Genomic DNA, 24424 nt, shown 5'->3' on the forward strand with positions numbered 1-24424 from the left:
CAAACCCTCTCCCCCCTTGTGGGGGAGAGTTGGAGAGGGGGGTGTGAGCGCTGACCCATCAGGCTCCGGCGCCAGCACCCCCCTCCCTAGCCCTCCCCCACAAGGGGGGAGGGGATTGTCGGGTGAGTTGCTCAATCCTTCCGCACCGCCTTCACCTCGGCCTCGGTCGGCATGAACGACGTGCCGTCCTTGTAGGTCCAGTCCGTCATGCCGCCCGTGGCGCCCTTGAGCGCGAGCTTGCCGACCCAGGCGCCCATGGTGGACTGGTTGTCGATGCCGCGCATGGTGACGGGGCCGATGACCGTGTCGAACTTCGCATCCTCCAGCGCCTTGATGACGGCTTCCGTGTCCGTGGAGCCCGCGCGCTCGAGGGTATCGCGGATCATGTACACGACCATGTAGCCGAGGAGCGAGCCAAGACGCGGCGTATCGTTGTACTTGGCCCGGTAGGCGTCCACGAAGGCCTTGTGCTTGGGCTCGGTAATCTGGTCCCAGGGATAGCCCGTCACGGTCCAGCCCTCCGGCACTTCATCCTTCAGGGGCAGGAGCCATTCGGGCTCTCCCGTGAGGAGGGAGAGCACCGTCGCGCCCTCGAAGAGGCCGCGCGTGTTGCCTTCGCGCACGAACTGCGTGAGGTCGGGGCCGAAGAGCACGTTGAAGATGCCGTCGGGCTTGGCCTGTTCGAGTGCCGACACGGTGGCTCCGGCCTCGATCTTGCCGAGGGCCGGATACTGCTCGGCGACGATCTCGGCGCCGGGCACGCGCTCCTTTATCAGGCGCTTGAACGCCTGGGCGGCCGACTGGCCGTATTCGTAGTTGGGCGCCACGATGGCCCAGCGCTTCGCGCCCGAGGCCTTGGCCTGGTCGACCAGCATGCCGACCTGCATGGTGTTGTTGGGCCGGATGCGGAAGGTGTAGCGGTTGCCCTGCGCCATGGTGATGGCATCGGTCAGGGGCTCGGCGGCGATGTAGACGATCTTCTTCTGGTTGGCGAAATCCGCCATGGCCACGCCCACATTCGACAGGAACGAGCCGAACAGCAGGGAGACGCCCTCGCGGCTCACGAGCTCGTCCGCCACGCGGGTCGCGTCGCCCGTGGTGGCGCCGTCCTCGCGGGAGACGATCTCGATCTTGCGGCCGAGGACCCCACCCTTGGCGTTGATCTCGTCGAGGGCGAGCTGCCAGCCATTCCGGTAAGGCACGGTGAAGGCCGCCTGCCGGGCGTAGGAATTCAGCTCGCCGATCTTGATTGGGGCCTGTTGCGCGTGAACCGATGGCGCTGCGAGCGCGAGCGCTGCCCCGAAAGCCAGCCAGCGGATCGTTGAAATCTTCGCCATTGCGCGTTCCTTAGCAATCGAGAGCCTGGCTGGATTTAGGGCCATTCCAGCTTCGATGAAAGCCCAAACTGCCGAGCTTCGCGAATTCCTGCCTTGCTTGAAACACGGAGGCAATGACACATTCGCCGTCTTCGTTCCTCAGAGACCCGACAGGACCCATGCTCCTCGACCGCGATCCCGCCCATGCTTTCATGCCGTACCCGGCCGTTCCCGTCGCCCATGCCCCGAGCGGTCCGCTCTCCGGCCTGACCTTCGCGGCCAAGGACCTGTTCGACGTGGCGGGCTATCCCACCAGCGCCGGCTCGCCCCACATGCTGGCCATGTCGGGGATCAAGACCCGGACGGCACCGATCGTGCAGAAGCTCCTCGATGCGGGCGCGCGTCTCGTCGGCAAGACGATCACCGACGAGCTGGCCTTCTCCATGAGCGGCAAGAACGCCCATTTCGGCACCCCGGTGAACGGCGGCGCGCCCGACCGCATTCCCGGCGGCTCGTCCTCGGGCTCCGCCGCGGCCGTCTCCAACGGATCGTGCGATTTCGCCCTTGGCACCGATACGGGCGGGTCCGTCCGGGCGCCGGCCAGCCATTGCGGGCTCTTCGGTATCCGTCCCACCCACGGCCGGGTGAGCCTCGAAGGCTGCCACGATCTGGCCCCCTCCTTCGACACCTGCGGGTACTTCACCCGCGACGGCGCCACCTTCCTGCGAGTGGGCGAGGTCCTGCTCGGCCCGGACAGCGCTCCCCTGCCGCAGAGCCCCCGTGTGCTCCTGGCGCAGGATGCGTTCGGCCTGCTCAAGAAAGAGGTGAGGGACGCGCTCGCGCCGGCCCTGGGCCGGGCGGAAGCCGCGCTGGGGCGGCCCGAGCCGGTCGACGTGGCGCCGGAGGGCTTCACGGCGCTCTACTGGGCCATGCGCTACATCCAGAGCCGGGAGGCCTGGAATGTCGACGGGCCGATGATCGAGCGCTACCACCCGCCGCTCGGTCCCGGGGTCGCTGACCGGTTCGAGTTCTCGAAGGCGGTGACCGATGCCCAGGTCACGGAGGCGCAGGTGATCCGGGCGGCTTTCCGCAAGCGGTTCAGCGCGCTCCTGGCCGGTGGGGCGGTCCTGATCCTGCCGTCTATGCCGGACGTCGCGCCGCTCCTCTCGGAGAGCGACGAGAGCCTGAACGATTACCGCAACAACGCCCTCAACCTGCTTTGCCTGTCGGTGCTGTCGGGCCTGCCCCAGGTGTCGATCCCGCTCGCCTCCCGGTCGGGAGCGCCGCTGGGGCTGTCGATCATGGGCCCGGCCGGGTCCGACCTGAGCCTCGTGGCCCTGGCCGGCCGAATCGCCGATAGCGCGTCGGCGTGATGGGACCAATCACGCCCTGCCGGAGTTACCGGCAGGAGCGGGGAAGCGCACAAACCTTGTCCCAAGGGGAAGACACATGACACATCCAGCCGTGCATCCGGAAACGCCCCATGTGGCGGTGGCGAGCGCCTGCATCCTGGGCGAGGGGCCCGTCTGGGACCACCGGTCCGACACCCTGTTCTGGGTCGACATCAAGAACCCGGGCGTCTGGCGCTATCATCCGGACACCAAGGAGCATTACCGGATCGATGCCCCCGAACGGATCGGCTTCATCGCCCTGACGCCCGACGAGGATGTGGTCATCGCCGGCTTCAAGTCGGGTCTCGCCCGCTTCAACCTCAAGACCGGTGCGGTGCAGCCCCTCGTGTCGCCCGACAGCGACAGGCCGAACAACCGGATCAACGACGGCCATGTGGGACCGGACGGGGCCGTCTATTTCGGCACCATGGACGACGAGGAGAAGGAAGGCTCCGGGGCCTTCTGGCGTTGGGACGGCAAGGAGCTGACCCAGTTTCATTCCGGCATCATCGTCACCAACGGCCCGGCCTTCAGCCCGGACGGGCGGCGGCTCTACGCGACCGACACGATCGACGGCACGGTCTACGTCCTCGACGCTCAAGGCGGCCGGTTCGGCGAGCCGCGCCCCTTCGTCCGCTTCGCGGAGGGATGGGCGCACCCGGACGGGATGGCGGTCGATGCGGAAGGCCATGTCTGGGTCTGCCACTGGGGAGCCTCGCGCATTACCCGCTTCGCGCCGGACGGCTCCGTGGAGCGCGTCGTGCCCGTTCCCACGGCCCAGGTGACGAAATGCGCCTTCGGCGGCCCCGATCTCACCACGCTCTACATCACCACGGCGTCCATCGGCCACGATCCTCATATCGACCCGATGGCGGGCCATCTCTTCAAGGTCGAGACCGGCGGCATCCGCGGCCTGCAGGCCCATATCTTCGAGGGGTAGGAAGCATGACCATCGAGCGTTTCGGCACCCTCGACGGGCAGGACGTGCTGCAGGTCTCACTGCAGGGGCCCGACGGCATGGACGCGAAGGTGCTCACCTGGGGCGCCGTGGTGCGGGATCTGACCGTGCCGGTGGCGGGCGCTCCCCAGCGGGTCGTGCTGGGGCTCAACTCCATCGAGGATTACGTCGCCCATTCCCCCTATTTCGGTGCCATCGTCGGACGCTACGGCAACCGTATCGGAAAAGCGCGTTTCACCCTGGATGGTAGGGCCTACCGACTCGATGCCAACGAGGGTGAGAACCAGCTTCACGGTGGAGCCAAGGGCTTCGGCTCGCGGATCTGGAGCATCATCGACCATACGCCCTCCAGCGTGACCCTGAGCCTCGTGTCGGAAGACGGCGACATGGGCTATCCAGGACGTCTCGTGGCGACCTGCACATACACGCTGCTGCCGTCATCGCGCCTGCGGATCGAACTCGACGCAACGTCCGACAAGCTGACGCCGGTCAACCTCACCACCCACGGCTATTTCAACCTCGACGGCAGCCCCGACATCTCCTCTCATGAGTTGACCATCGCCGGCGATTACATCACGCCGACCCGGCCCGATCTCATCCCGACGGGCGAGATCACCGCGGTGGCGGGCACCGACTATGACTTCACGACGGCACGGCCGATCCATGTCCCGTCGCACACCCTCTACGACATCAACTATGTCCTGCGCGGCCCCTATGGCGAGCTGCGCCATGCGGCGACGCTGGCGTCGCGCCGCAATGATCTGTCCATGGAGCTGTGGACCACCGAGCCCGGCGTCCAGTTCTATGACGGCCATCTGATCGACATGCCGGTCGAAGGGCTGGGAGGGACCCGCTACGGGCGTCACGGCGGGCTTTGCCTGGAGCCTCAGCGTTTTCCGGACAGCCCCAATAATGCCCATTTTCCATCGTCTATCCTGCCGCCCGGGCAGGTGTCCCGACAGGTCAGCGAGTTCCGGTTCTCCCGCTGAGCGAGGGAACTTTGCCGGTGTAAGATTGTTCTTCTTTGTAGGCGTTGCGTTCCCGGACAGATACGAACCAAGAAGGGACAGTCCCCATGCCGGTGCTCGATGCGAAAGCTCTGGAGATCGATCCGAAGGGAGCGGCTTTCCTGAAGAGTGTTTTGCGTTCCCTTCCCACGCCGCAGACGCCTCCCAAGGAGACATCGCGGATCGTCAAGATTCGCTTCTACGCGCTCAAGAGGTCACGGGAGTTAGCGGCCGGTACGGCGTGACGGGCCGCTTACGCAGCCCGCCGTCTTCTTTCCTCACGCATCTTCAACGACAGGCGCCAGGCCACGCTTGGCGAGAAGCGCGTCGGCCGTGGGCAGGCGCCCGCGGAACGCCGTATAGGCTTCAGCCGGGTCGCGCAGGTTGCCGGCGGAATAGATGAAGCGCTTCAGCTTGGCCGCCATGTCCTTGTCGAAGGCATCGCCCGTTTCCTCGAAGGCCGTGAAGGCATCCGCGTCCAGAACCTCCGACCAGAGATAGCTGTAGTAGCCCGACGAATAGCCGTCGCCCGAAAACACATGCGCGAAATGCGGCGTGCGGTGGCGCATGATGATCTCGCGCGGCATGCCGATCTTTTCCAGCGTTTGCGCCTCGAAGGCCGACACGTCGAGATCGCTCGGATCCTTGCGGCGATGGAGTTCGAGATCCACGAAGGCGGACGACAGGTACTCGACCGTGGCGAAGCCCTGGTTGAAGTTGCGCGCGGCCATCAGGCGGGCGAGCAACTCCTCCGGAATCGGTTCGCCGGTCCGGTAATGGGTCGCGTAGCGACGCAGGATGTCCGGCTGCGACAGCCAGTGCTCGTAGAGCTGAGACGGCAGCTCCACGAAATCCGTCGATACGGCCGTACCGGCGAGCAGCGGATAGGTCACGTTCGAGAGCAGGCCGTGCAGGCCATGGCCGAACTCATGGAACAGGGTTCGCGCATCGTCGAAGCTCAGAAGCGACGGCTCGCCCGCCGCGCCCTTGGCGAAGTTCATCACGTTGACGATGATCGGCCGAATGTCGCCGGTCAGTTTCTCCTGGGACCGGAAGGCACTCATCCACGCGCCGCTCCGCTTGGACGGGCGGGCGAAATAGTCGCCGATGAAGGTGCCGATAGGATTACCGTCCGCATCCACCACCTGCCAGGCGCGGATATCGGGATGATAGCGCGGGAAGTCCTTCAACTCCTTGAAGCTGAGGCCGAAGAGGCGGTTCGCCGTTTCGAATGCGGCCCCGATGATCCGGTCGAGCTGGAAATACGGCTTGATCGTCGCCTCGTCGAGATTGTGACGCGCCATGCGGACCTGATCGGCATAATAGCGCCAGTCCCACGGTTCGATGACGATGTTGTCGCCGATGGACTGGGCCTGAGCCTGCAGGTCGTCGCGCTCCTCTCTGGCCCGCGCGATGGCGGGCGTCCAGACGTCGCTCAGGAGCTTCTGCACGTTGTCGGGCGTCTTGGCCATGGTGTCGGCGAGCTTGAAATCGGCGAACGTCTCGTAGCCGAGAAGCTTCGCCCGCTCGGCACGCAAGGCCGCCGTTTCGGTGATGATGGCCTTGTTGTCGGTCGCATTGCCGTTGTCGCCGCGCGCCGCCCAGGCCTTGAAGGCCTGCTCGCGCAGGTCGCGACGCTTGGAGAATTGCAGGAAAGGCTCGATGCTGGAGCGGGAGAGGGTGATCACGTGCTTGCCCGGCAGGCCGCGTTCCTCGGCCGCCTGCGCGGCCGCTTCACGCAGGAAGGAGGGCAAGCCCTCGAGGTCCGCTTCCCCGTCGAGAACGAGCTGATAGGATTTCTCATCCGCCAGCACGTTTTGCGAGAAATGTGTGCCGAGGCTCGCCAGCCGTTCGGTGATGGCAGCGAGACGCTTCTTCTCGTCCGGTCCAAGCCTGGCGCCGGCGCGCACGAAGATGGTGTGATACCGGTCGAGGACGCGGGCCTGTTCGGGTGTCAGGCCGAGGCTGTCGCGCTTTTCGTAGAGAGCCGCCACGCGCCGGTAGAGCGCCTCGTTCATGAAGATGCTGTTGCGGTGCTTGGCGAGGATCGGCGCCATCTCGCGCTCCACAGCCTGGACCGCGTCGTTGGTATGCGATCCGGCCAGGTTGAAGAACACGCCGCCGACTTTCTTCAGCGTCTGACCGCTCTTTTCCAGAGCTTCGATGGTGTTCGCGAAGCTCGGCTCCTCGAGGCTGTCGGCAATGGCCGCGATCTGTTTCTGCTGCTCGGCGAGCGCCGCGTCGAAGGCAGGCTTGTAATGCTCCGGCGCGATGGACTCGAAGGGCGGAAGCCCGAACGGGGTGGTCCACGGCGTGAGAAGGGGATTGCCTGCGAGAGCCGTGTCTGAAACCGTCATGATCGCTCCTGCCTGATGATCGTCGCGCTGCAAGTCTTAATCGTCTCACCCGCTCACGGGAAGGGCCCTCGCACCTGTCGAGGCGTCCGCCCCGGCCAGATATTGCTGCAGGAAGGCGAGGGAGCGTGCGGACGCATCATGGTCCGCAGCCCCCCTGAAGCCGTGGCCCTGGCCGGGATAGACCTTGATCTCATGCGGCACGTTCTGCTGGCGCAGCAGCGCCTCGACCGCATAGGCGTTCGAAACCGGCACGATGGGATCGGCCGAGCCGTGCAGGACAAGGGTCGGAGGCAGCTTGGACGTGGTGGCGATCGCCCCCTGGGGAAGCGGGCCGAAGTAATTCACCAGCGCCTTCACGCGGCCGTCCGAGCTTGCAACGGCAAGGCCCAACGCCGCCCCGAGAGAGATGCCGATGATGCCGATGCGATGCGGGTCGGCTCCTGGGTGATCCGATGCGAAGGCGAGCGCATCCTGAACCGTGCCCATCCAGGGCATGAAGTTCTGGAACAGGGTGCCGAAGGAGGCTCTCTTCTCGCCGGTACGATCGAGATAGTGGACGAGGTGAACCTGATAGCCGGCGGCCGCCACGTTGCGGGCGCCCTCGCGATATTGCGTGTTGTAGCTCAACCCATCGGCGCCGTGCAGCATCAGCACGGCCGGGCGGGGCAGGGAGCCCGGCGCCTGGAAGGTCTCGACCGCGATGGCCTTGCCGCCGCTTCTGAAGCTGTTCCGTTGGGTCGTGACGGGCATCGGGGTCGGTTTGTCCTGTTGGGCGTGAGCGGTCGAAGAGGCAGCCAGGGCTGCTCCGATCAGGAGATTGCGTCGGGTGAGGGGCATGGAGGCTGGGAGCTGAGGGCAAAATCTCGGGATTGTTCATAGAGATGGGATCGGATTCCCGGGCATGGAGATGGCAAAAGGTCCCAGCTTTCCTCGGCGGAGGAGCGTTGTTGTTATGCTCAAGGATCGTTTGGCCGTCGAAGACGTTGTTTGCAGGTCGGCGAGAGTGTCTCGCGGCCCAGCAGAGATACCTCACATGCGTCCAGGCCCTCCCACCTTGCCTCCCTCGGAGACGGAGATCGAGCCTCCCGCGGTTCCTGGGCTGTCCGGGCTCATGACCCTGGCCGTCGGGGTCGTCGTGCTCGCCGGGCTCTATGTGGGCCGGGAAGTCTTCCTGCCCGTCGTGATGGCGATACTGCTGGCCTTCGTGTTGGCCCCCTTCGTCGAAGTGCTGCGCCGGTGGCGCCTTGGCCGCGTTCCGTCCGTCATCGTGGCCGTGCTGGTCGCCGTAGGGATCATCGTTTCCCTCGGCGCGGTCATCGGCTTCCAGCTGGCAGGCCTGGCAAGCGATCTGCCGCGCTATCAGACCACCATCGAGACGAAGGTCGGTTCGCTCCGCGAGGGTACGCTCGGCAAGCTGCCGAGCCTCCTGAAGGATTTCGGCCGCCGCTTCGACCGCGCCGTCGCGGAGCCTCCGCAGGAACAGGCGCCCGCAAGGCCGGCCGCATCCGCACCAGCTGCCCCGGCAGAGCCTTCCGGCCCGCTTCCGGTCGAGGTCCACGAACCGGAGCCGACGCCGTTTCAGATGGCCCGTGACGTTCTGCTGCCGGTGCTCGGGCCGCTCGCCACGATGGGCATCGTCTTCGTGGTGCTCGTCTTCATCCTCATGCAGCGCGAGGATCTGCGCGACCGCATGATCCGTCTGTTCGGAGCAAGCGACCTCCATCGCACCACCGTGGCCATGGACGATGCGGCGCGACGGCTCAGTCGGTACTTCCTGACCCAGCTTGCCCTGAATGCTTCCTTCGGCGTCGTCGCCGGCATCGGTCTATGGATCATCGGCGTGCCCAGTCCGGTCCTGTGGGGCGTCTTCGCCGCGCTCATGCGGTTCGTGCCCTATATCGGCTCTTTCCTCGCCGCCCTGCCGCCGATCCTCCTGGCCGCCGCCGTCGATCCCGGCTGGTCCATGGCCCTCATGGCCATGGCGCTGTTCCTGATCGGCGAGCCGCTCATGGGCCACGTGATCGAGCCGATCGTCTATGGACAGAGCACGGGCCTGTCACCCTTCTCGGTGGTCATCTCGGCCATCTTCTGGACCTGGCTCTGGGGACCTGTCGGCCTTCTCATCGCTACGCCTCTCACCCTCTGCCTCGTGGTGCTGGGCCGGCATGTGGAGAGGCTCGAATTTCTGGACGTCCTGCTCGGCGACAGGCCCGCTTTGACGCCGGCCGAGAATCTCTACCAGCGCATGCTCGCCGGGGATCCTGACGAAGCACTGGATTCGGCGGAGCTCCTGCTGAAGGAGCGCTCCCTTACATCCTATTACGACGAGGTGGCACTCAAGGGTCTCCAGCTCGCGGCCAACGATGCGACGCGCGGGGTCCTCACTCAGCGCCAGCTCGATCAGGTCAAGGATGTGATCCGGGCTCTGGTTCAGGATCTCAGCCCCCATAGCGATGTGGAGCCGGAACCGCACGAGACCAAGGATGAGCCCGTCGCCTCTCCTGCGAGCACGCAGCCCGACAACAAGGAACCGGCGGTCGCGCAGCCGATGCCGCCGGACAGCAACGTCCCGGAGGCCTGGCGGGCGGATGGCGCGATCCTGTGTGTCGCCGGACGCGGTCCTCTCGACGAGGCTGCATCGGAGATGCTGGCGCAGCTTCTGAACAAGCATGGACTCGGCACGCGCGTCATTCCGCATTCGGCCGTGTCGCGCCGGGAGATCTTCAATCTCGACATGACCGGCGTGCAGATGGTGTGCATCAGCTATCTGGAGATCAGCGGTACGCCGGCACATCTGCGCTACCTGCTGCGGCGTCTGAAGCAGAAGGCTAAGGCGCCTGCCCTGGTGGGTCTCTGGCCGGCGGAGGACGCTGTCCTGAAGAGCGAGGCAATGCGCGCAACGCTCGGCGCCGATTACTACGTCTCATCCTTGCGGGATGCCGTGGTGCAGTGCCTGAAAACGGCGACCGGCGAGGAGAAAGTGCCGGAGCCGGCCAATACGCCGGCTGTCGAAGAGGCAATGGCAGCCAAGAGACTGCCGTTGCCGGCGTGACGGCTGTTAGAGCTGACTCCATTGGCATGGAATCGGCTCTCTTCTTTGGTTGGCCGCTTCACCGAAAATGCTCTAGCGCATCGGACGTGAATTCGAACTCACGTCCGATGCGCTCAGTTTTTGTTGTGTCGCATCTCTCTACGTAAAGCTGGTTCCCGCTTTTGCGTTCGATGCTTCAGGCCGCGTTCTTCCGCGCAAGCCGTGCCTTGATGCTCGCGGGGTCAGCCCGCGGGGTCGCTGCGAAGAGCGTCTTGGTGTAGTCGTGCTTCGGGCTCGAGAACACCTCGTCGCGGGTGCCGTATTCGACCGCTTCGCCGAAATACATCACCATCACGTCATCGGCGATATAGCGGACCACCGACAGGTCATGGCTGATGAAGACGTAGGTGAGATTGAACTCGTCCTGGAGGTCGGCCAGCAGGTTCAGCACCTGGGCCTGCACGGAGAGGTCGAGCGCGGAAACCGGCTCGTCGAGAACGAGCAGGCTCGGATTGAGCATCAGGGCACGGGCAATCGCAATGCGCTGGCGCTGACCGCCGGAGAACATGTGCGGATAGCGGTTGTAATGCTCCTCGCCGAGGCCGACCTTCTTCAGCATCGCCATGGCACGGTCGCGGCGCTCGGACGCCGGAACATTGCCGTGGATCACCAGCGGGGCGCCCAGAACGTCGCCGATCTTCTGGCGCGGATTGAGCGAGCCGTAGGGGTTCTGGAACACAATCTGCACTTCGCGCCGAAGATCCTTCGTGAGGTCTCCTTTCGCGATGTCGACCTTGTTGCCCTGGATGAGCAGGTCGCCGGAGGTCGCGGGGTCGATCAGCGTGAGGATGCGCGCGAGCGTGGATTTGCCGCAGCCGCTCTCGCCGACGATGGCGAGGGTTTTCCCCTTCTCGACCGTGAAGCTCACGCCCTTGACGGCATGGACTGTCCGGCCCTTGGAGAAGAGGCCACCGGGGATATGGTAATCCCGTACGATGTTTTGGGCTTCGAGAACAACACTCATGATACGGCCGCTCCGGCGATCTCGCTTCCGTCCTTGAAATAATCGGCGATGGTGGGCAGGCGGTCACCCGTCGCGTTGTCGGGCAATGCGGCGAGGAGGGCCTTCGTGTAGTTGCTGCGCGGGTTCTCGAACAGCGTCAGAACATCCGCCTCTTCCATCTTGCGGCCCTTGTACTGGACCACCACGCGATCGGCGGTTTCTGCGACCACGCCCATGTTGTGGGTGATCATGATCATGCCCATCCCGTGCTCGGCCTGAAGCTTCACGAGAAGGTCCAGGATCTGCTTCTGGATCGTCACGTCGAGCGCGGTGGTCGGCTCGTCGGCGATCAGGAGCTTCGGATTGCACGCGATGGCCATGGCAATCATCACGCGCTGGCACTGGCCGCCTGACATCTGGTGCGGGAAAGAGCTCAGGCGCTCGTCGGGGTTGGGAATGCCGACCAAGGTCAGAAGCTCGATGGCGCGGGCGCGCCGCTCCCGGCGCCCGAGACCGAGATGGAAGCGCAGCACCTCCTCGATCTGGAAGCCGACCGTGTAGCAAGGGTTCAGGCTTGCCACCGGCTCCTGGAAGATCATCGCGATGTCCTTGCCGACGATCTTGCGCCGCTCGGAATCGGACATCGTGAGAAGATCGCGGCCGTTGAAGGCCATCTTGTCTGCCGTCACTTTCGCGGTCCAGGGCAGAAGGCCCATCACGGCGAGCATCGAAACGGATTTGCCCGAGCCGGATTCGCCGACGATCGCCAGCACCTCGCGCTCGTCGACCTTGAGCGATACGCCATCGACGGCCCGGAACATGCCGACCGAGGTCTGGAACTCGACGACGAGGTTCTCGATTTCAAGAAGAGCCATGATCAGGACCTCTTCAGTTTCGGGTCGAGGGCATCGCGAAGGCCGTCGCCCAGAAGATTGAAGGCGAGCACCGTGATGAGGATGGCGAGACCCGGGAAGGTCACCACCCACCAGGCGCGGAGCACGAATTCGCGGGCATCGGCCAGCATGGTGCCCCATTCCGGCGACGGCGGCTGCGCGCCGAGACCGAGGAAGCCGAGCGCGGCGGCATCCAGGATGGCGGTCGAGATGCCGAGGGAGGCCTGCACGATCAGCGGGGCGGTGCAGTTCGGCAGCACTTCCCTGAACATCAGGCGCATCGTGCCGGCGCCGCTCACCCGGGCGGCCGTGACGTATTCCTTCGAGGTTTCGGTGATCACCGCCGCGCGGGCAAGGCGCACGTAATGCGGCAGGATCACCAGCGCCACCGCCAGCATGGCGTTCATAAGGCCGGGACCCAGCACCGCCACGATCACGATGGCGAGCAGAAGGCTCGGCAGGGTGAGGACGATGTCCATCAGGCGCATGATGAAGATCTCAGTCAAGCCGCGGAAGAAGCCCGCAACGAGACCGAGCACCGTGCCGATGATGATGGAGATCGTCACCACCACGATGCCGATCAGGAGCGACAGGCGCGCGCCGTAGATCATGCGCGAAAGGATGTCGCGGCCGATCGGGTCGGTGCCAAGCGGATAGGCGAGCGAGCCGCCCTCCTGCCAGAACGGCGGCTTCAGGGCGATGGTGGTGTCGGTGATGTAAGGCGAGTGCGGCGCGAGCACGTCGGCGAGCAGCGCCACGAGCACCACCACGACGATCACGACGAGCCCGGCGACGGCACCGTGGTTGGCGCTGAAATAGCTCCAGAACTCGCGCAGCGGGTGGGGAGGGGTGGCCGTCGGAGCTGCGACAGCCGGGGCTTCCATGGTTTCAGTGGTCATCGCGTATGCCTGATACGAGGATTGATGAGACCGTAGGCAAGGTCGACGAGAAGGTTCACGCTCATCACGACAACGCCGAGGAGCAGGGCACCGCCCTGGAGCACCGGATAATCGCGGCGGAAGATGGCATCGATGAGCCATTTGCCGACGCCCGGCCAGGAGAAGATGGTTTCCGTGAGGATCGCGCCGGTGAACAGCACGCCGACCTGCAATCCGATCACCGTCACGACGGGGATGAGCGCGTTGCGCAGGGCGTGCAGGGCGATGATCCGGAACCGGGGCAGGCCCTTGGCCTTGGCGGTGCGGATGTAATCTTCGCCCAGGACCTCGAGCATGGCGGAGCGCGTCATGCGGGCGATCACGGCGAGCGGCACGGTGCCGAGCACGATTGTGGGAAGGATCAGGTGGTTCACCGCCGACCAGAAGGCTTCCGGCTCATCCGAGAGCAGGGTGTCAATCAGGAGGAAGCCGGTTACCGGCTCGATGTAGTAGAGCACATCGATGCGGCCCGAGACCGGCGTCAGGTCGAACTGCACCGAGAAGAGCAGGATGAGAATGAGACCCCACCAGAAGATCGGCATGGAATAGCCGGTCAGCGAGATGCCCATCACGCCGTGGTCGAAGATCGAATTTCGTCGGATGGCCGCGATGATGCCCGCAGGAAGCCCGATCACGAGAGCAAAGAGGATCGCGCAGAGCGCCAACTCGACCGTTGCGGGGAACAGCGACGAGAATTCGTTGAGAACGGGCTCCTGGGTGATCATCGACTTGCCGAGATCGCCCTGCAGAACGCGGGACAGATAGATCCCGTATTGCACGAAGATCGGCCGGTCGAGACCATATTCCTTCAGGAGCTGCTCATGGCGCGCAGGATCGATGCCGCGCTCGCCGGCAAGTGTTTCGATGGGATCGCCCGGGACCAGGCGGATCAGGAAAAAGGCCAGCAGCGTGATCCCGAGGAAGGTCGGTATGATCAGGCTGACGCGAGTGAAAATGAATCTGAGCATCGTCTGAACGTAAAAAGGCGGAGCGGCTTTTTTGAGCCGCTCCGCCGTAGGTTGAAGGGATGAGCTTACTTGCCCTTGATGTCCACGCCGTAGAAGGTGTGGCGACCGAACGGCGAGAGCTTGAAGTCCACGACTTCCTTGCGGATCGGCTTCAGCTGCACGGCGTGAGCCACCGTGAACCAGGGAGCCTGCTCCTTGAACACCACCTGGGCCTGCTCGTAGAGCTTGGTGCGCTCGGCCTGATCGGTCGTGACCTTCGCCTTGGTGACGAGATCGTCGAACGGCTTGTAGCACCACTTGGCGATGTTCGAACCCGAGTTGCTCTGCGCCGAGGCGCAGCCCAGCAGGGTGTGCAGGAAGTTGTCCGGGTCGCCGTTGTCACCGGTCCAGCCGAGCTGGGCCATCTGGTGCTCGCCGGCCTGAGCCCGTTTGCGGTACTCACCCCACTCGAAGCTCTTGATCTCGGCCTTGACGCCGATCTTGGCGAGGTCGGCCTGCATCAGCTCGGCGATGCGGCGGGCATTCGGGTTGTAGGGGCGCTGCACCGGCATGGCCCACAGGTCGGTCTCGAGGCCGTTCGGGTAGCCGGCTTCCGCCAGGAGCTTCTTGGCGGCTTCGGGATTGTACTCGTCTTCCTTCACGTTGTCGTTGTACGACCACATGGACGGCGGGATCGGGTTCTTGGCCGGAACGCCCGAGCCGAGGAACACGGCGTCGACGATCGCCTTCTTGTTCATGGCCATGTTGAAGGCCTTGCGGACGCGCACGTCGTCGAAGGGCTTCTTCGTGGTCTGATAGGCGAGATAGCCGATGTTCAGGCCGGGCTGCTCGAGAATCTGGACGTTCGGGTCCTTCTTCATGGCCTCGAGGTCAGCCGGGTTCGGATACGGCATGACGTGGCATTCGCCCTTCTGGAGCTTCGCCCAGCGCACGGAGGCGTCCGGGGTGATCGAGAAGACGAGGTCGTCAAGGGCGGCTTTGCCGCGGAAGTACTCAGGGAAGGCCTTGTAGCGGATGATCGCGTCCTTCTGGTACTGGACCAGGTAGAACGGACCCGTGCCGATCGGCTCCTGGTCGATCTTCTCGGGGCTGCCGGCCTTCATCATGGCATCGGCATATTCCTTCGACTGAACGCTTGCCCACATCATGGCGAGGTTGGCCAGGAACGGGGCCTCGGGCTGGTTCAGGGTCACGCGAACGGTATAGTCGTCAACCTTCTCGACCGACTTCAGGAGCTTGGGCATGCCCATGTCGCTGAAGTAGGAGTGGTTGGGGCTGGTGACCTTGAAGTAGGGATTCTCTTCCTTCCACTGACGCTCGAACATGAACACGATGTCGTCGGCGTTCATGTCGCGGGTCGGCTTGAAGTTCTTGCTGGAGTGCCACTTCACGCCCTTGCGCAGGTGGAAGGTGTAGACCGTGCCGTCAGCGGAGACGTCCCACTTCTCTGCGAGGCTCGGCTGAACCTTCGTGCCGCCGCGCTCGAATTCGACGATGCGGCTGTAGATCTGTTCGCTGGCGTCGAAGGAGGTGCCGGTGGTGTTCACGCCGGGATAGAAGTTCTCCGGGCTGCCCTCGGAGCAGTAGACAAGGGTCTTGGCTGCCAGCGGAGCAGCGGCCAGGAAAGCCGGAACGCAGATGGCTGCGAAAAGGGCTGATTTTTTCATTACCTAGGTCCTCTGAGACGGCTCTACTCGTGGCCGTTCTGTGACGGAGTTAAGGTGCGAAGCTCCGATAAAGTCAATCTGTCCATGAAACAATGGATAATTTTTAAAAGAAATTTACCATTTTCTGCCGTAGCGGCAGCTGGAATCAGCGGGCGGGAGCGTCAATTTTCCGCGATTCCACGCCACTCTCGCCAAAAGTGGACAGAACACTTTTTGTCCACAATCCACGGTTCCTCCAGGAATGTCAGGCGGACGAACCGTGATCCTGGTCCATGCGGGCCGCCTCGGTGACCTTCGCGGCGAGATCTGCGCGGCTGAACGGCTTGTGAAGCATCAGGTAGTCGTCCGGGAGCCGCTTCGGATCGGCATATCCCGTCACCAGGAGGATCCCGAGGCCAGGCCGGATCTCCCGCGCCTTGTCGGCGAGGTCGGTTCCCGTCATGCCGGGCATCGCAAAATCGGCGATGAGGAGGTCCAGCTGATGATCCGCCTTGAGGATATCGAGGGCCGACAATCCGTCCGCGGCCTCCACGACCCGGTGCCCCATTTCTGTCAGGTAGGCAGCCGTGACCGTCCGAACGTCGGCGTCGTCATCGACGAGAAGAATGCGCACCTTGGGCGCGTCGTGGGCGACCGCCTGCTTCTCCTGAGGCCCCTTCTCCTGTTCCGCGGCGGCGCGGGACAAGTAGAGCTCCACCGTCGTACCCGATCCGACTGCGCTGTGTATGGTTACGGTGCCGCCGGATTGCTGCGCCAGGCCGTACACCATGGGCAGCCCGAGGCCTGTGCCCTTGCCCACCTCCTTGGTGGTGAAGAAGGGTTCGAGGACACGGGTCAGGACCTCCGGAGGAATGCCGCTTCCGGTATCCACGACCGAGATCACCACATATTCGCCGCCGCCCAAATCAGGGATCCGGCCTTCGTCGACCGTTTCGTTCCGGGTCGAGAGGGTCAGGATGCCGTTCTCGGCCATGGCATCGCGGGCATTGATGCACAGATTGAGAATCGCGAGTTCGAGCTGGTCCGGGTCGACCATGGCGGTCCACAGGCCCTCGCTGAGATGCCGTTCGATCCGGATCACGCCGCCCAGGGTGCGGGTCAGCAGATCGTTCATGCCGGTGATGACCTGGTTCACATCCACGGCCTGAAGCCGCAGGTCCCGCTGGCGGCTGAAGCTCAGGAGCCGCTGGGTCAGAGAGGCGCCCCGTTCCGCCGCATAGGTGGCGTTCTGCAGAAGCCGGGTCAGCCGGGGATCGTCGGGAGCCCGGCGGGAGGCGAGATCCAGGCTGCCGAGGACGGCCATCAGCAGGTTGTTGAAGTCGTGGGCGACGCCGCCCGCGAGGGTGCCGAGAGCCTGCATCTTGTCCGCCTGTCGCAGGCGCATTTCCATCAGCTTGCGCTCGGTGATGTCGCGCTCGATGGTGGCCAGGTTCGTGACGGTGCCCGCCTCGTCCAGGATCGGAATGTGGTTGATGAGGATCCACTGGGTCGTGCCGTCGGGTGCGGTCCGCTCCTCGACCACCTCGTCGGGCGTGCGCGCCGCAATGGCCCGGCGCTCAGCCTCCTCGATCATCGTGGCACGCTCCGGCGAGATGTAATCCCGCTCCTTGCGGCCCAGGCAATCTTCCGTACCGCAGCCGAGGCTTCGCGCCTTGCTGGCGTTCAGGCGCACGAAGCGGCCCTCCAGGTCCTTGAACGAGATCAGGTCGCCCGTGCTTTCCATCAGCCCGCGCAGAAGCGCCCGTTCCGTGTCGAGCTTGCGGGCCAGCATGCGTCGCTGGTAGGCCGCCGCCACCATGTTGGAGAGGGCGGCCGGATCCCAGGGCTTCGGCACATAGGCCATGATGCGGCCCTTGTTGACCGCGCCGATGACGGCCTTGAGATCCGCATACCCGGTCAGGAGAATGGCATCGGCATCGGTCTCGTGGCGCGCCTGGGCCAGGAACTCGTCGCCCTGCATCTCTGGCATGCGCTGGTCCGAGATGATGATGGCGATGTCGGGTTCGTGCCGAATGATGTCGAGTGCCTGCATCGGCGAGGATGCGGTCAGGACGCGGTAGTCGTTCTCGAACAGATCCTCGAGCGCAATCAGGATATCCGGCTCGTCATCGACGACCAGAATCGTACCATGGGTTGATTTCATCTCGCTCGACAAGGTCATGAAACAATATGCCTCGGGATCGTGATGGTGAAGCAGGCGCCTCCCTGAGGGCCTGCATCCACCGCAATCGATCCTTTGTGGGCCTGGACGACGCTATAAGCGATGGCGAGGCCAAGTCCAGTTCCAGACCCTACGGGCTTGGTGGTGAAGAACGGTTCGAAGATGCGCTCCCGCAATTCCCCTGGAATCCCCGGCCCTGTGTCGCTGATCTTGATGGTATAGGTTGTCTCGTCGCTCTCAGTTTCAATGTCTATGCCGCCGGTTCCCTTGATCGCATCGGCGGCATTGCCGACGATGTTCATGACGACCTGGTTCAGAAGGGCAGGCGAGCAGTAGAGATCCGGAGCCGCGTTGTAATGGCGGCGCACATCGATCCGGGTGCCGAGCTTGTGACCCAGAAGGGCCAGGACGGTTTCGATCGATTCCGGCACGTTGACCGTCTGGAAATCGCCTTCGTCCAGGCGGGAGAAGCGTCTCAGATTGAGGACGAGCTCCTGGATCCGGGCAAGGCCCAGCTTCATGGCGCCGACCCGGTCGCGCGATTTCTGCACCTGCCGCTCGAGACCTGCCTCCGGCGGGAGCTTCGCGGCGATTTCCGTCAGCAATCTCTCCACGGTTCCCTGATGGGCCTGGATGAACGCGAGGGGATTGTTGATCTCATGGGCAATGCCCGCCACCAATTCGCCGAGGGACGCCATCTTGGCGGCCTGGACGAGCTGCGCCTGCGTGCCCTTGAGGAGATCGTTGGCTTCCGCCAGCTCGCGATTGGCATTGGCGAGCGCCTCGGCGGAGGCGGCCTCCGCCCGGGCCTTGGCGAGGGCCAGCTCCCGCTCGCGCAGCTCCGCCTCGATGCGCCAGTTCTCGTCCTGCATGAGCTTGCGCCGGACGAGCGCGCGGATGCGCACGCGCATCACGTCGGCCTCGACCGTGGAGGGAACGATATCGTCGACCCCCGCGGCAAAGGCCCGTGCGAGCAGATCGCCGCCATCTTCGTGGCCGAGGCCCACGATGGCGAAGCTCGGGGCATCCGTGCCGGGCAGGGGCGCAAGGCCGCGATAGAGGTTCAGCTGCCGGCACAATTCGATGCCGTCGAACCCCGGACTGAGCAGGTTGACCAGGACGCAGTCCCAGGTGGCTTCCCGTTGGCGGACGAACCGGAGCGCCTCGGCCGGTTCCGAGGCGGGCGTCACCGCGTAGCCTTCATGGGCCAGCAGGTTCTGAAGGTAGGCGCGGTGGGTCGGGCTGTCGTCCACGATCAGGACGCAGGCCCGGCGGAAGGTGCCGAAACTCGGCGATTGCCGCTCTTCCTGGGAATTTCCGATCGGAGACGAGCGGCGGCGCAGAAGGGCCTTGATCCGCAGCACGATCAGGTCCTGCTCGGCGGATTTGGAGATGTAGGCATCCGCGCCACTCTCCAGGCCCTGCCGCTCGACGGTCCGTTCCCTGGCTTCGGTCAGCATGATGACCGGGATCGCCCGCGTCCTTACGTTGAGGCGCATCTGGCGGGTCAGTTCGTCTCCGTTCATGCCGGGCAGATGGTAGTCGGCGATGACGAGATCGGGCAGCTTCTCGTTCAGGCTGTCGAGGGCGGCCTCCGCGGTGGACCGCCAGGAGACGTTGAACCCGTTCGTCTCGAGCATGTGGCGCAGCTGAAGGGCCTGGGTTTCCGAATCCTCGACCAGGAGAATCTCGGCCGCCTGAGCGACGGAACCGGCGCTCATTCGCCTTCTCCTCGCGCCAGACGCAGGATCCGGGGGCCGATCAGGTCGAGGGGCAGGCTGACATTGACGCCGCCCAGGCGGGCTGCGGCGGCGGGCATGCCGTAGACGACGGCGGTGCTTTCGTCCTCGGCCAGTCCATAGCCTCCGGCCTGGCGCAGCTCGACGAGGCCTTGGGCGCCATCCTCGCCCATGCCGGTGAGGATGACCCCGAGGCCCCTCCGGCCGACAGACCGGGCCATCGACTGGAACAGCATGGTGGCGGAGGGCCGCTGGTTGCCCAGGGGAGGTTCGGCACTCACCTTCAGGGTCCCGGCAGGGGAAAGCAGCAGGTGCCGGTCGCCGGGCGCCACATAGACGGTGCCCGCAGCCGGGATCTCCTGATCCTGAGCCAGGCGGACCTTCAAGGGCAGCAGTCCGTTCAGCCAGGAGGCGAAGCCCTCCATGAACGGAGCGCCCATGTGCTGGACGAGGAGGACCGGCAGCGAAAAGTCCGCCGGGAGAGCCCCCAGGACCTTCGCGAGGGCCGGCGGACCGCCCGTGGAGGCGGCGATGCCCATGATGCTCGGGCGGGCCGCGCTCCATTCCGGTTCGCGCCTGGCAGGTGCGATCGTCGCCTTTTCTCGCCATGGCGCGAAGGAGCGCTGCCGGACCACCGGGACCTGGCTCATGATGTAGAGCTGGGTGCAGATGGTGCTGGCGATCCCCGCATAATTGGCGCTGGAGAGGCCGACGGGCTTTTCCACCACCGTGAGCGCGCCCGCCCGCAAGGCATTCATGGAGATCTTGAGGGAGGAATCCTCGATGCTGTCGGCGATGACCACGATGGGGGTCGGGTGTTCCGACATGATCCGGCGCGTCGCCTCGAGCCCATCCATACCGGGAAGGCGGATATCCATGGAGACCACGTCCGGTTCCACGCGGCCGATCTCCTGGAGGGCCTCCTCGGCCGAGCTGACGGCGGCCGCGACCACGAGGCGGGGATCGCTGGCGATGATATGGACGAGCAGCTGACGGACGACGAGGGAATCCTCGACGACCATCACACGCACCCGTGTCTGAGACGCCATGCTCATCGCCGCATACTCACAACACCTGCCCGATCGTCGCCAAGAGCTCGCGCTGATCGAACTTCTGCTTGGTAATATAGGCGCTCGCGCCCAGATCCAGACCCTTGCGCACGTCCTCCGGGTCGGCCCGCGAGGTCATGAGAATCACGGGCAGCGTGGAGAGCCGCGGATCGTTCTTGACCGCCTGCAGCAGCCCGAACCCGTCCATGCGCGGCATTTCCACGTCGGCGATGACGAGATCGACCATGGCTTCGCCCGAGCGCAGGACGTGAAGGGCATCGATTCCGTCGACGCTGAGAAGGACTTCGTAGCCCTGCGCCTCCAGGATGCTCTTCTCGAGCGTGCGGGTCGTGATGGAATCGTCGACGACGAGGATCGTCCGCGCCCGCCGCTCCTCCTCGGGAGCCCACCGGGCGAGCCCGAGGCCGCTGGCTGCGAGGCTGCCTTCGTTCTTCACCCAATGCTCGACCAGCTTGTCGGGGCTCAGCACGAGGGCCGGCATTTCATTTTCCAGCAGGACGGTGCCCGAGACCAGGTCGTTGAGCCCGACCGCCTGGATATCGCTGACCAGCATCGTCCGGACATCGTGGAAGGTATTGACGGCGAGCGCGCAGGAGCGGGAGCCGTGACGGACAAGCACGGCCTTCACGTGTCCAGCCTCGGTCGGGAGGGGGGCATTCGGGGATCCTGTCAGGGCTGCGAGGGCGACGACTGGAACGATAACGTCCTGTCCCCCGATCTCGATCCGTGCCGTGGGACGGCCTTCCACACTTTCCAGCGAGTCGGCGGTAAGCCGCAGGAGGCGCACCACCGCGTGGGAGGGCAGGCCGAACATCCGCTCCTCCGCCTCCAGGAGCAGCAGCGGCTGGCGCGCCGCCGTGAAGGGCACGTTCAGCAGAATCTCCGTGCCGTGGGGATAGCGCGGCCGCATCAGAACGGAGCCCTGCAACTTGCGGGCGGCCTCCGCGACCACGGACAGGCCCATGCCCCGGCCCGAGAGCCGGTCGACCTCGCCGGCCGTCGAGAAACCGGGGGCGAAGACGAGGGACAAAAGCTGGTCCATCATCGGCGGCGGATCACCGGCAGCGCGCGGCTGCAACAGCCCACGTTCGATAGCCACCTCCTCGATGCGCCCCAGGTTCGGACCCCGGCCGTCGTCGCGGACGGCGATGACCAGGCGGCCGCCGCGGGAGGCCAATTCCAGGGTGACTTCGGCCCGCTCCGTCTTGCCTTTCGCGAAGCGCTCCTCCGGCGGCTCGATCCCGTGGCTCACCGCATTGCGCAGGAGGTGCATCACGGGATCCTTGAGGGCCTGCAGCACCTGCCTGTCCGCCTGGATGTCGAGGCCGATGCTGCGCACGTTCACGTCGCGTCCGGCCTTGCGGGCGATTTCGCGGACCATATGGCCGAAACCGCCGAAAACCGTCTCCGCCGAGACGAGGGAGACGCGGTCGATGTTGTCGCGAACCTGACGTGCCGCCTGTTCGACGGACCAGCTCGACTGCCGCCTGTCCCGGGAGAGGGCCGACAGCCTGCGGAACAGCGCCTTCAGCCCCTGGTCGAAATCACGCAGGCGCGGCGCGAAGGAGGGGAGAGCGCGGGAGCCGGTGCCGTCGGAACCGCGCTGCGCGGTGGAACCCAGCGTGTTGACCTGCGCGTGAAGCTGGTCCCAGCTTCGCCTGAGGCCCCGAACTTCCAGCTCGATCTGCCGCAACGTGTCGTCGATGCCCTCATTGGCCTGCAACTCGGCCAGGAGCTGATGCATGGAATCGGACAGTTCCTCGATCTGCTCTGTGGCGACACGGAGATAAGCCCCCGTGCCGGCATCGGCCTGTGCAGGCGCATCCGTCCTGGGTGCTGCCGGTTCCGGCTCGAGGAGGGCAGGCTTCGAAACCGGCGCCGGTGCTGGTGCCGTCTCCCGCTCCGGCGGCTTCAGGACGTCCGCGACGAGATCCTCGATGAGGTCGAGGTTCTGCCTCACCGCTGCGATCGTGGGCTCGTCCAGGGATTGCTGGCCATCGAGCACCTGGGAGAAGAGCGCTTCGAGCTGATGGGCCACTTCCTCCACGGCCGGAAGGTCGACCGCCCGGGCCGCACCCTTGAGGCTGTGCGCCCGGCGAAACACGTCCGTCAGGTCGATCTCGCCCCCGCCCGCGTGGTCGAGCGCGGTCCGGATCGCCTGAAGATGCTCCCGGTGCTCCGCCTCGAAGGCTGCCAAAAGCTGCTTGCGAATATCCGTCACGACACGCGCATCCCCATCCTCTGCCGGTTACAGACGATAGCGCTCGGCGAGGCCGAGAAGCTGCTGCGCAAGGGATGACAGGTTGGCGGCCGCGGTATCGAGCTGGCGGGTGCCCGCAGCCGTCTGCTGGCTGGCCTGACGGATGTTCTGGAGGGCTCCCATCACCTGCTCGATGCCGAGCTGCTGCTGGTTGGTCGAGGCGATGATCTGCTGGAAGGTCTGGACGCTTTCCTGGATCTGGCTGGAGATGCCGGTGATGGTCTGCTGGGTGGTGTCCGTGCGCTCCTTGCCGGCGGCCACGCGCTTCACCGCTTCTTCCGTGAGCATCACGGACGAATTGATGCCGCGCTGAATGTCACCCAGGATCGAACGGACCTGCAGCGTCGCGTCCTTCGCCTGATCGGCGAGCGTCTTCATCTCGGAGGCCACCACCGCGAAGCTGCGCCCGTTCTCGCCGGCGGCCGCCGCCTCGATGGCGGCGTTCAGGGCGAGAAGATGCGTGCGCTCGGAAATGTCGTTGACGGACGTGATGATCTCGCCGACCGCCTGCGTCTTCTCGCTCAGGGCGACGATGTTCTCCGCCACCGCTTCCGCCTGCTCGCGGATCGCGTCCATGGCGCGGGCCGTTTCCTCGACCGCCTGCAATCCCGAGACACTGGTCTGCGCCGCCGCCTGGGCCGATGCGATGACCTCCTGCGCGCGCTTTCCGATCTGGGTTCCGGAATGGGTGATCTCGTCGACCGTTGCGGCGGTTTCCTGCACGGCTGCCAGCTGTTCCTCGACGGAGGCGGCCTGCTCCTGGGTCGAGGCGCGGATTTCCGCCGCCGCGGCGTTCAGGTTTTCCGTCGCCTCGCGGCTCTGTTGCGCGAGTTGGCGCAGGCCGTCGACCATGGTGTTGAGCGTGGCGCCGAGATGCCCGATCTCGTCCTTGCCGGCCACGGCCTTCTGGCCACCGAGCTCCCCGCGCCCGACCCGCTCGACGAAGCTCATGAAGTTGCCGAGAGGGCCCGTAATGGAGGAGCGCAGGGCATAGGTGATCAGGACGCTCAGGAGCGCCGCGACCGCCACGGCCACGATGATCGACATCCGGCTCTGCTCATAGACTTCACCGATCCGCCTCTGGCCGATCGTGATCGCTTCGCCGAGAACGCTGCGGGCCTGCACGAGATTCCTGTTCCAGGATTCGCGGCTGGCGTTGAGGCCGTTCTGGGTCGCGGCGACGGCGGCGAGGTCGTTGCTCTGCTCGGCCGCGAACTGCCTCTCCGTCAAGGTGCGGATCTGGCGCAGGTCCCCGCTGGCGCGGCTGAAGATTTCCGCGATGCGCCGCCAGGCATCCGCTCTCTGTGTGGTGACCGATCTATTGACGAAGTCGTTGACCGTCGCGATGGCCTGCGCCATCGCGGCTTCCGTGCCGACGGCCTGCTGTTCCCAGGCCCGGGTCAGGTCCTCGCCCGATGATTGCTGCTGGCCAAGGGCGCGCAGGTAGAAGCGGGAGAGAATTTCCTCCCGCAGGCCCCGCATGTTGTTCTGCAGGTCGCCGAGATCCTCGATCTGACGCATCAAGGCCAGATCGCGTGTCACGATCGTTTCCGTGGACTGGCGGACATCGTCCAGCTGGTTGATGGCATAGACGCAGAGGCCCACCATCAGCGCGACAATGACGGCGAAGCCGAGAAGAATGCGGTTGGCGATCGAGATCGTCAC

18 protein-coding genes are annotated in these 24424 nt (G+C 65.1%); 5 read left to right on the forward strand and 13 right to left on the reverse strand.

Annotated features, from left to right (window positions below; genetic code table 11):
- Positions 1-131 precede the first annotated feature (131 nt).
- A complete protein-coding gene (locus OC446_RS09235) occupies positions 132-1337 on the reverse strand; it encodes an ABC transporter substrate-binding protein (RefSeq protein ID WP_262028739.1) in 1206 nt (401 codons plus the stop codon).
- 158 nt (positions 1338-1495) lie between these two features.
- On the opposite strand from OC446_RS09235, the gene OC446_RS09240 reads away from it, so the two are divergent.
- The 4 genes from OC446_RS09240 (at position 1496) to OC446_RS09255 (ending at position 4917) form a co-directional block, all read left to right on the forward strand.
- The gene (locus OC446_RS09240; RefSeq protein ID WP_262028740.1) at positions 1496-2689 is read left to right on the forward strand and encodes an amidase; all 1194 of its coding nucleotides are present in this window, start codon (positions 1496-1498) and stop codon (positions 2687-2689) included.
- Between the two features lie 76 nt (positions 2690-2765).
- Positions 2766-3647, forward strand: a complete 882-nt coding sequence (locus OC446_RS09245) for an SMP-30/gluconolactonase/LRE family protein (protein WP_262028741.1) — start codon at positions 2766-2768, stop codon at positions 3645-3647.
- A gap of 5 nt (positions 3648-3652) precedes the next feature.
- On the forward strand, positions 3653-4654 hold the full coding sequence (locus tag OC446_RS09250) for an aldose epimerase family protein (RefSeq protein ID WP_262028742.1): 1002 nt from the start codon (positions 3653-3655) through the stop codon (positions 4652-4654).
- A gap of 86 nt (positions 4655-4740) precedes the next feature.
- Positions 4741-4917, forward strand: a complete 177-nt coding sequence (locus tag OC446_RS09255; RefSeq protein WP_262028743.1) for a hypothetical protein — start codon at positions 4741-4743, stop codon at positions 4915-4917.
- Between the two features lie 33 nt (positions 4918-4950).
- Here the strand turns inward: OC446_RS09255 and OC446_RS09260 are convergent, their stop codons facing one another.
- Both OC446_RS09260 and OC446_RS09265 read right to left on the reverse strand, forming a co-directional pair.
- The gene (locus tag OC446_RS09260; RefSeq protein ID WP_262028744.1) at positions 4951-7029 is read right to left on the reverse strand and encodes a M3 family metallopeptidase; all 2079 of its coding nucleotides are present in this window, start codon (positions 7027-7029) and stop codon (positions 4951-4953) included.
- A gap of 45 nt (positions 7030-7074) precedes the next feature.
- Positions 7075-7866: a dienelactone hydrolase family protein gene (locus OC446_RS09265; RefSeq protein ID WP_262028745.1), complete on the reverse strand. Its 792-nt coding sequence runs from the start codon at positions 7864-7866 to the stop codon at positions 7075-7077.
- 196 nt (positions 7867-8062) lie between these two features.
- Here OC446_RS09265 and OC446_RS09270 point away from each other — a divergent pair, with 196 nt between their 5' ends.
- Positions 8063-10081: an AI-2E family transporter gene (locus tag OC446_RS09270; RefSeq protein WP_262028746.1), complete on the forward strand. Its 2019-nt coding sequence runs from the start codon at positions 8063-8065 to the stop codon at positions 10079-10081.
- A gap of 175 nt (positions 10082-10256) precedes the next feature.
- Here the strand turns inward: OC446_RS09270 and OC446_RS09275 are convergent, their stop codons facing one another.
- From OC446_RS09275 to OC446_RS09320, 10 genes are all read right to left on the reverse strand, one after another.
- Complete coding sequence (locus OC446_RS09275; RefSeq protein ID WP_262028747.1) at positions 10257-11084, reverse strand: ABC transporter ATP-binding protein; 828 nt, start codon at positions 11082-11084, stop codon at positions 10257-10259.
- Positions 11081-11938 (reverse strand): ABC transporter ATP-binding protein, encoded by an 858-nt coding sequence (locus tag OC446_RS09280; RefSeq protein WP_262028748.1) that lies wholly within the window; start codon positions 11936-11938, stop codon positions 11081-11083. The genes OC446_RS09275 and OC446_RS09280 overlap by 4 nt, the downstream gene beginning before the upstream one ends.
- 2 nt (positions 11939-11940) lie before the next feature.
- Positions 11941-12855, reverse strand: coding sequence for an ABC transporter permease subunit (locus tag OC446_RS09285; protein WP_262028749.1), 915 nt, complete (start codon positions 12853-12855; stop codon positions 11941-11943).
- On the reverse strand, positions 12852-13862 hold the full coding sequence (locus OC446_RS09290) for an ABC transporter permease subunit (protein ID WP_262028750.1): 1011 nt from the start codon (positions 13860-13862) through the stop codon (positions 12852-12854). The genes OC446_RS09285 and OC446_RS09290 overlap by 4 nt, the downstream gene beginning before the upstream one ends.
- 65 nt (positions 13863-13927) lie before the next feature.
- On the reverse strand, positions 13928-15529 hold the full coding sequence (locus OC446_RS09295) for an ABC transporter substrate-binding protein (RefSeq protein WP_262028751.1): 1602 nt from the start codon (positions 15527-15529) through the stop codon (positions 13928-13930).
- Between the two features lie 244 nt (positions 15530-15773).
- Positions 15774-17672 carry a response regulator gene (locus tag OC446_RS09300; protein ID WP_262028752.1) on the reverse strand — a complete coding sequence of 633 codons (1899 nt, stop codon included), beginning with the start codon at positions 17670-17672 and terminating at the stop codon, positions 15774-15776.
- 14 nt (positions 17673-17686) lie between these two features.
- Entirely contained in the window at positions 17687-19411 is a 1725-nt protein-coding gene (locus OC446_RS09305) for a response regulator (RefSeq protein WP_262028753.1), read from the reverse strand.
- Complete coding sequence (cheB, locus tag OC446_RS09310; protein ID WP_262028754.1) at positions 19408-20484, reverse strand: chemotaxis-specific protein-glutamate methyltransferase CheB; 1077 nt, start codon at positions 20482-20484, stop codon at positions 19408-19410. The genes OC446_RS09305 and cheB overlap by 4 nt, the downstream gene beginning before the upstream one ends.
- A gap of 10 nt (positions 20485-20494) precedes the next feature.
- Positions 20495-22720: a response regulator gene (locus OC446_RS09315; RefSeq protein WP_262028755.1), complete on the reverse strand. Its 2226-nt coding sequence runs from the start codon at positions 22718-22720 to the stop codon at positions 20495-20497.
- Between the two features lie 27 nt (positions 22721-22747).
- Positions 22748-24424 carry a methyl-accepting chemotaxis protein gene (locus OC446_RS09320; protein WP_262028756.1) on the reverse strand — a complete coding sequence of 559 codons (1677 nt, stop codon included), beginning with the start codon at positions 24422-24424 and terminating at the stop codon, positions 22748-22750.

This window comes from Microvirga sp. Mcv34, from assembly GCF_024519725.1.
Classification (GTDB): Bacteria; Pseudomonadota; Alphaproteobacteria; order Rhizobiales; family Beijerinckiaceae; genus Microvirga.

Bases quoted from the DNA above. Each gene is read 5' to 3' on its own strand.
- OC446_RS09235 (WP_262028739.1), bottom strand. From the start codon at position 1,337: ATGGCGAAGATTTCAACGATCCGCTGGCTGGCTTTCGGGGCAGCGCTC.
- OC446_RS09240 (WP_262028740.1), top strand. From the start codon at position 1,496: ATGCTCCTCGACCGCGATCCCGCCCATGCTTTCATGCCGTACCCGGCC.
- OC446_RS09245 (WP_262028741.1), top strand. From the start codon at position 2,766: ATGACACATCCAGCCGTGCATCCGGAAACGCCCCATGTGGCGGTGGCG.
- OC446_RS09250 (WP_262028742.1), top strand. From the start codon at position 3,653: ATGACCATCGAGCGTTTCGGCACCCTCGACGGGCAGGACGTGCTGCAG.
- OC446_RS09255 (WP_262028743.1), top strand. From the start codon at position 4,741: ATGCCGGTGCTCGATGCGAAAGCTCTGGAGATCGATCCGAAGGGAGCG.
- OC446_RS09260 (WP_262028744.1), bottom strand. From the start codon at position 7,029: ATGACGGTTTCAGACACGGCTCTCGCAGGCAATCCCCTTCTCACGCCG.
- OC446_RS09265 (WP_262028745.1), bottom strand. From the start codon at position 7,866: ATGCCCCTCACCCGACGCAATCTCCTGATCGGAGCAGCCCTGGCTGCC.
- OC446_RS09270 (WP_262028746.1), top strand. From the start codon at position 8,063: ATGCGTCCAGGCCCTCCCACCTTGCCTCCCTCGGAGACGGAGATCGAG.
- OC446_RS09275 (WP_262028747.1), bottom strand. From the start codon at position 11,084: ATGAGTGTTGTTCTCGAAGCCCAAAACATCGTACGGGATTACCATATC.
- OC446_RS09280 (WP_262028748.1), bottom strand. From the start codon at position 11,938: ATGGCTCTTCTTGAAATCGAGAACCTCGTCGTCGAGTTCCAGACCTCG.
- OC446_RS09285 (WP_262028749.1), bottom strand. From the start codon at position 12,855: ATGACCACTGAAACCATGGAAGCCCCGGCTGTCGCAGCTCCGACGGCC.
- OC446_RS09290 (WP_262028750.1), bottom strand. From the start codon at position 13,862: ATGCTCAGATTCATTTTCACTCGCGTCAGCCTGATCATACCGACCTTC.
- OC446_RS09295 (WP_262028751.1), bottom strand. From the start codon at position 15,529: ATGAAAAAATCAGCCCTTTTCGCAGCCATCTGCGTTCCGGCTTTCCTG.
- OC446_RS09300 (WP_262028752.1), bottom strand. From the start codon at position 17,672: ATGAAATCAACCCATGGTACGATTCTGGTCGTCGATGACGAGCCGGAT.
- OC446_RS09305 (WP_262028753.1), bottom strand. From the start codon at position 19,411: ATGAGCGCCGGTTCCGTCGCTCAGGCGGCCGAGATTCTCCTGGTCGAG.
- cheB (WP_262028754.1), bottom strand. From the start codon at position 20,484: ATGAGCATGGCGTCTCAGACACGGGTGCGTGTGATGGTCGTCGAGGAT.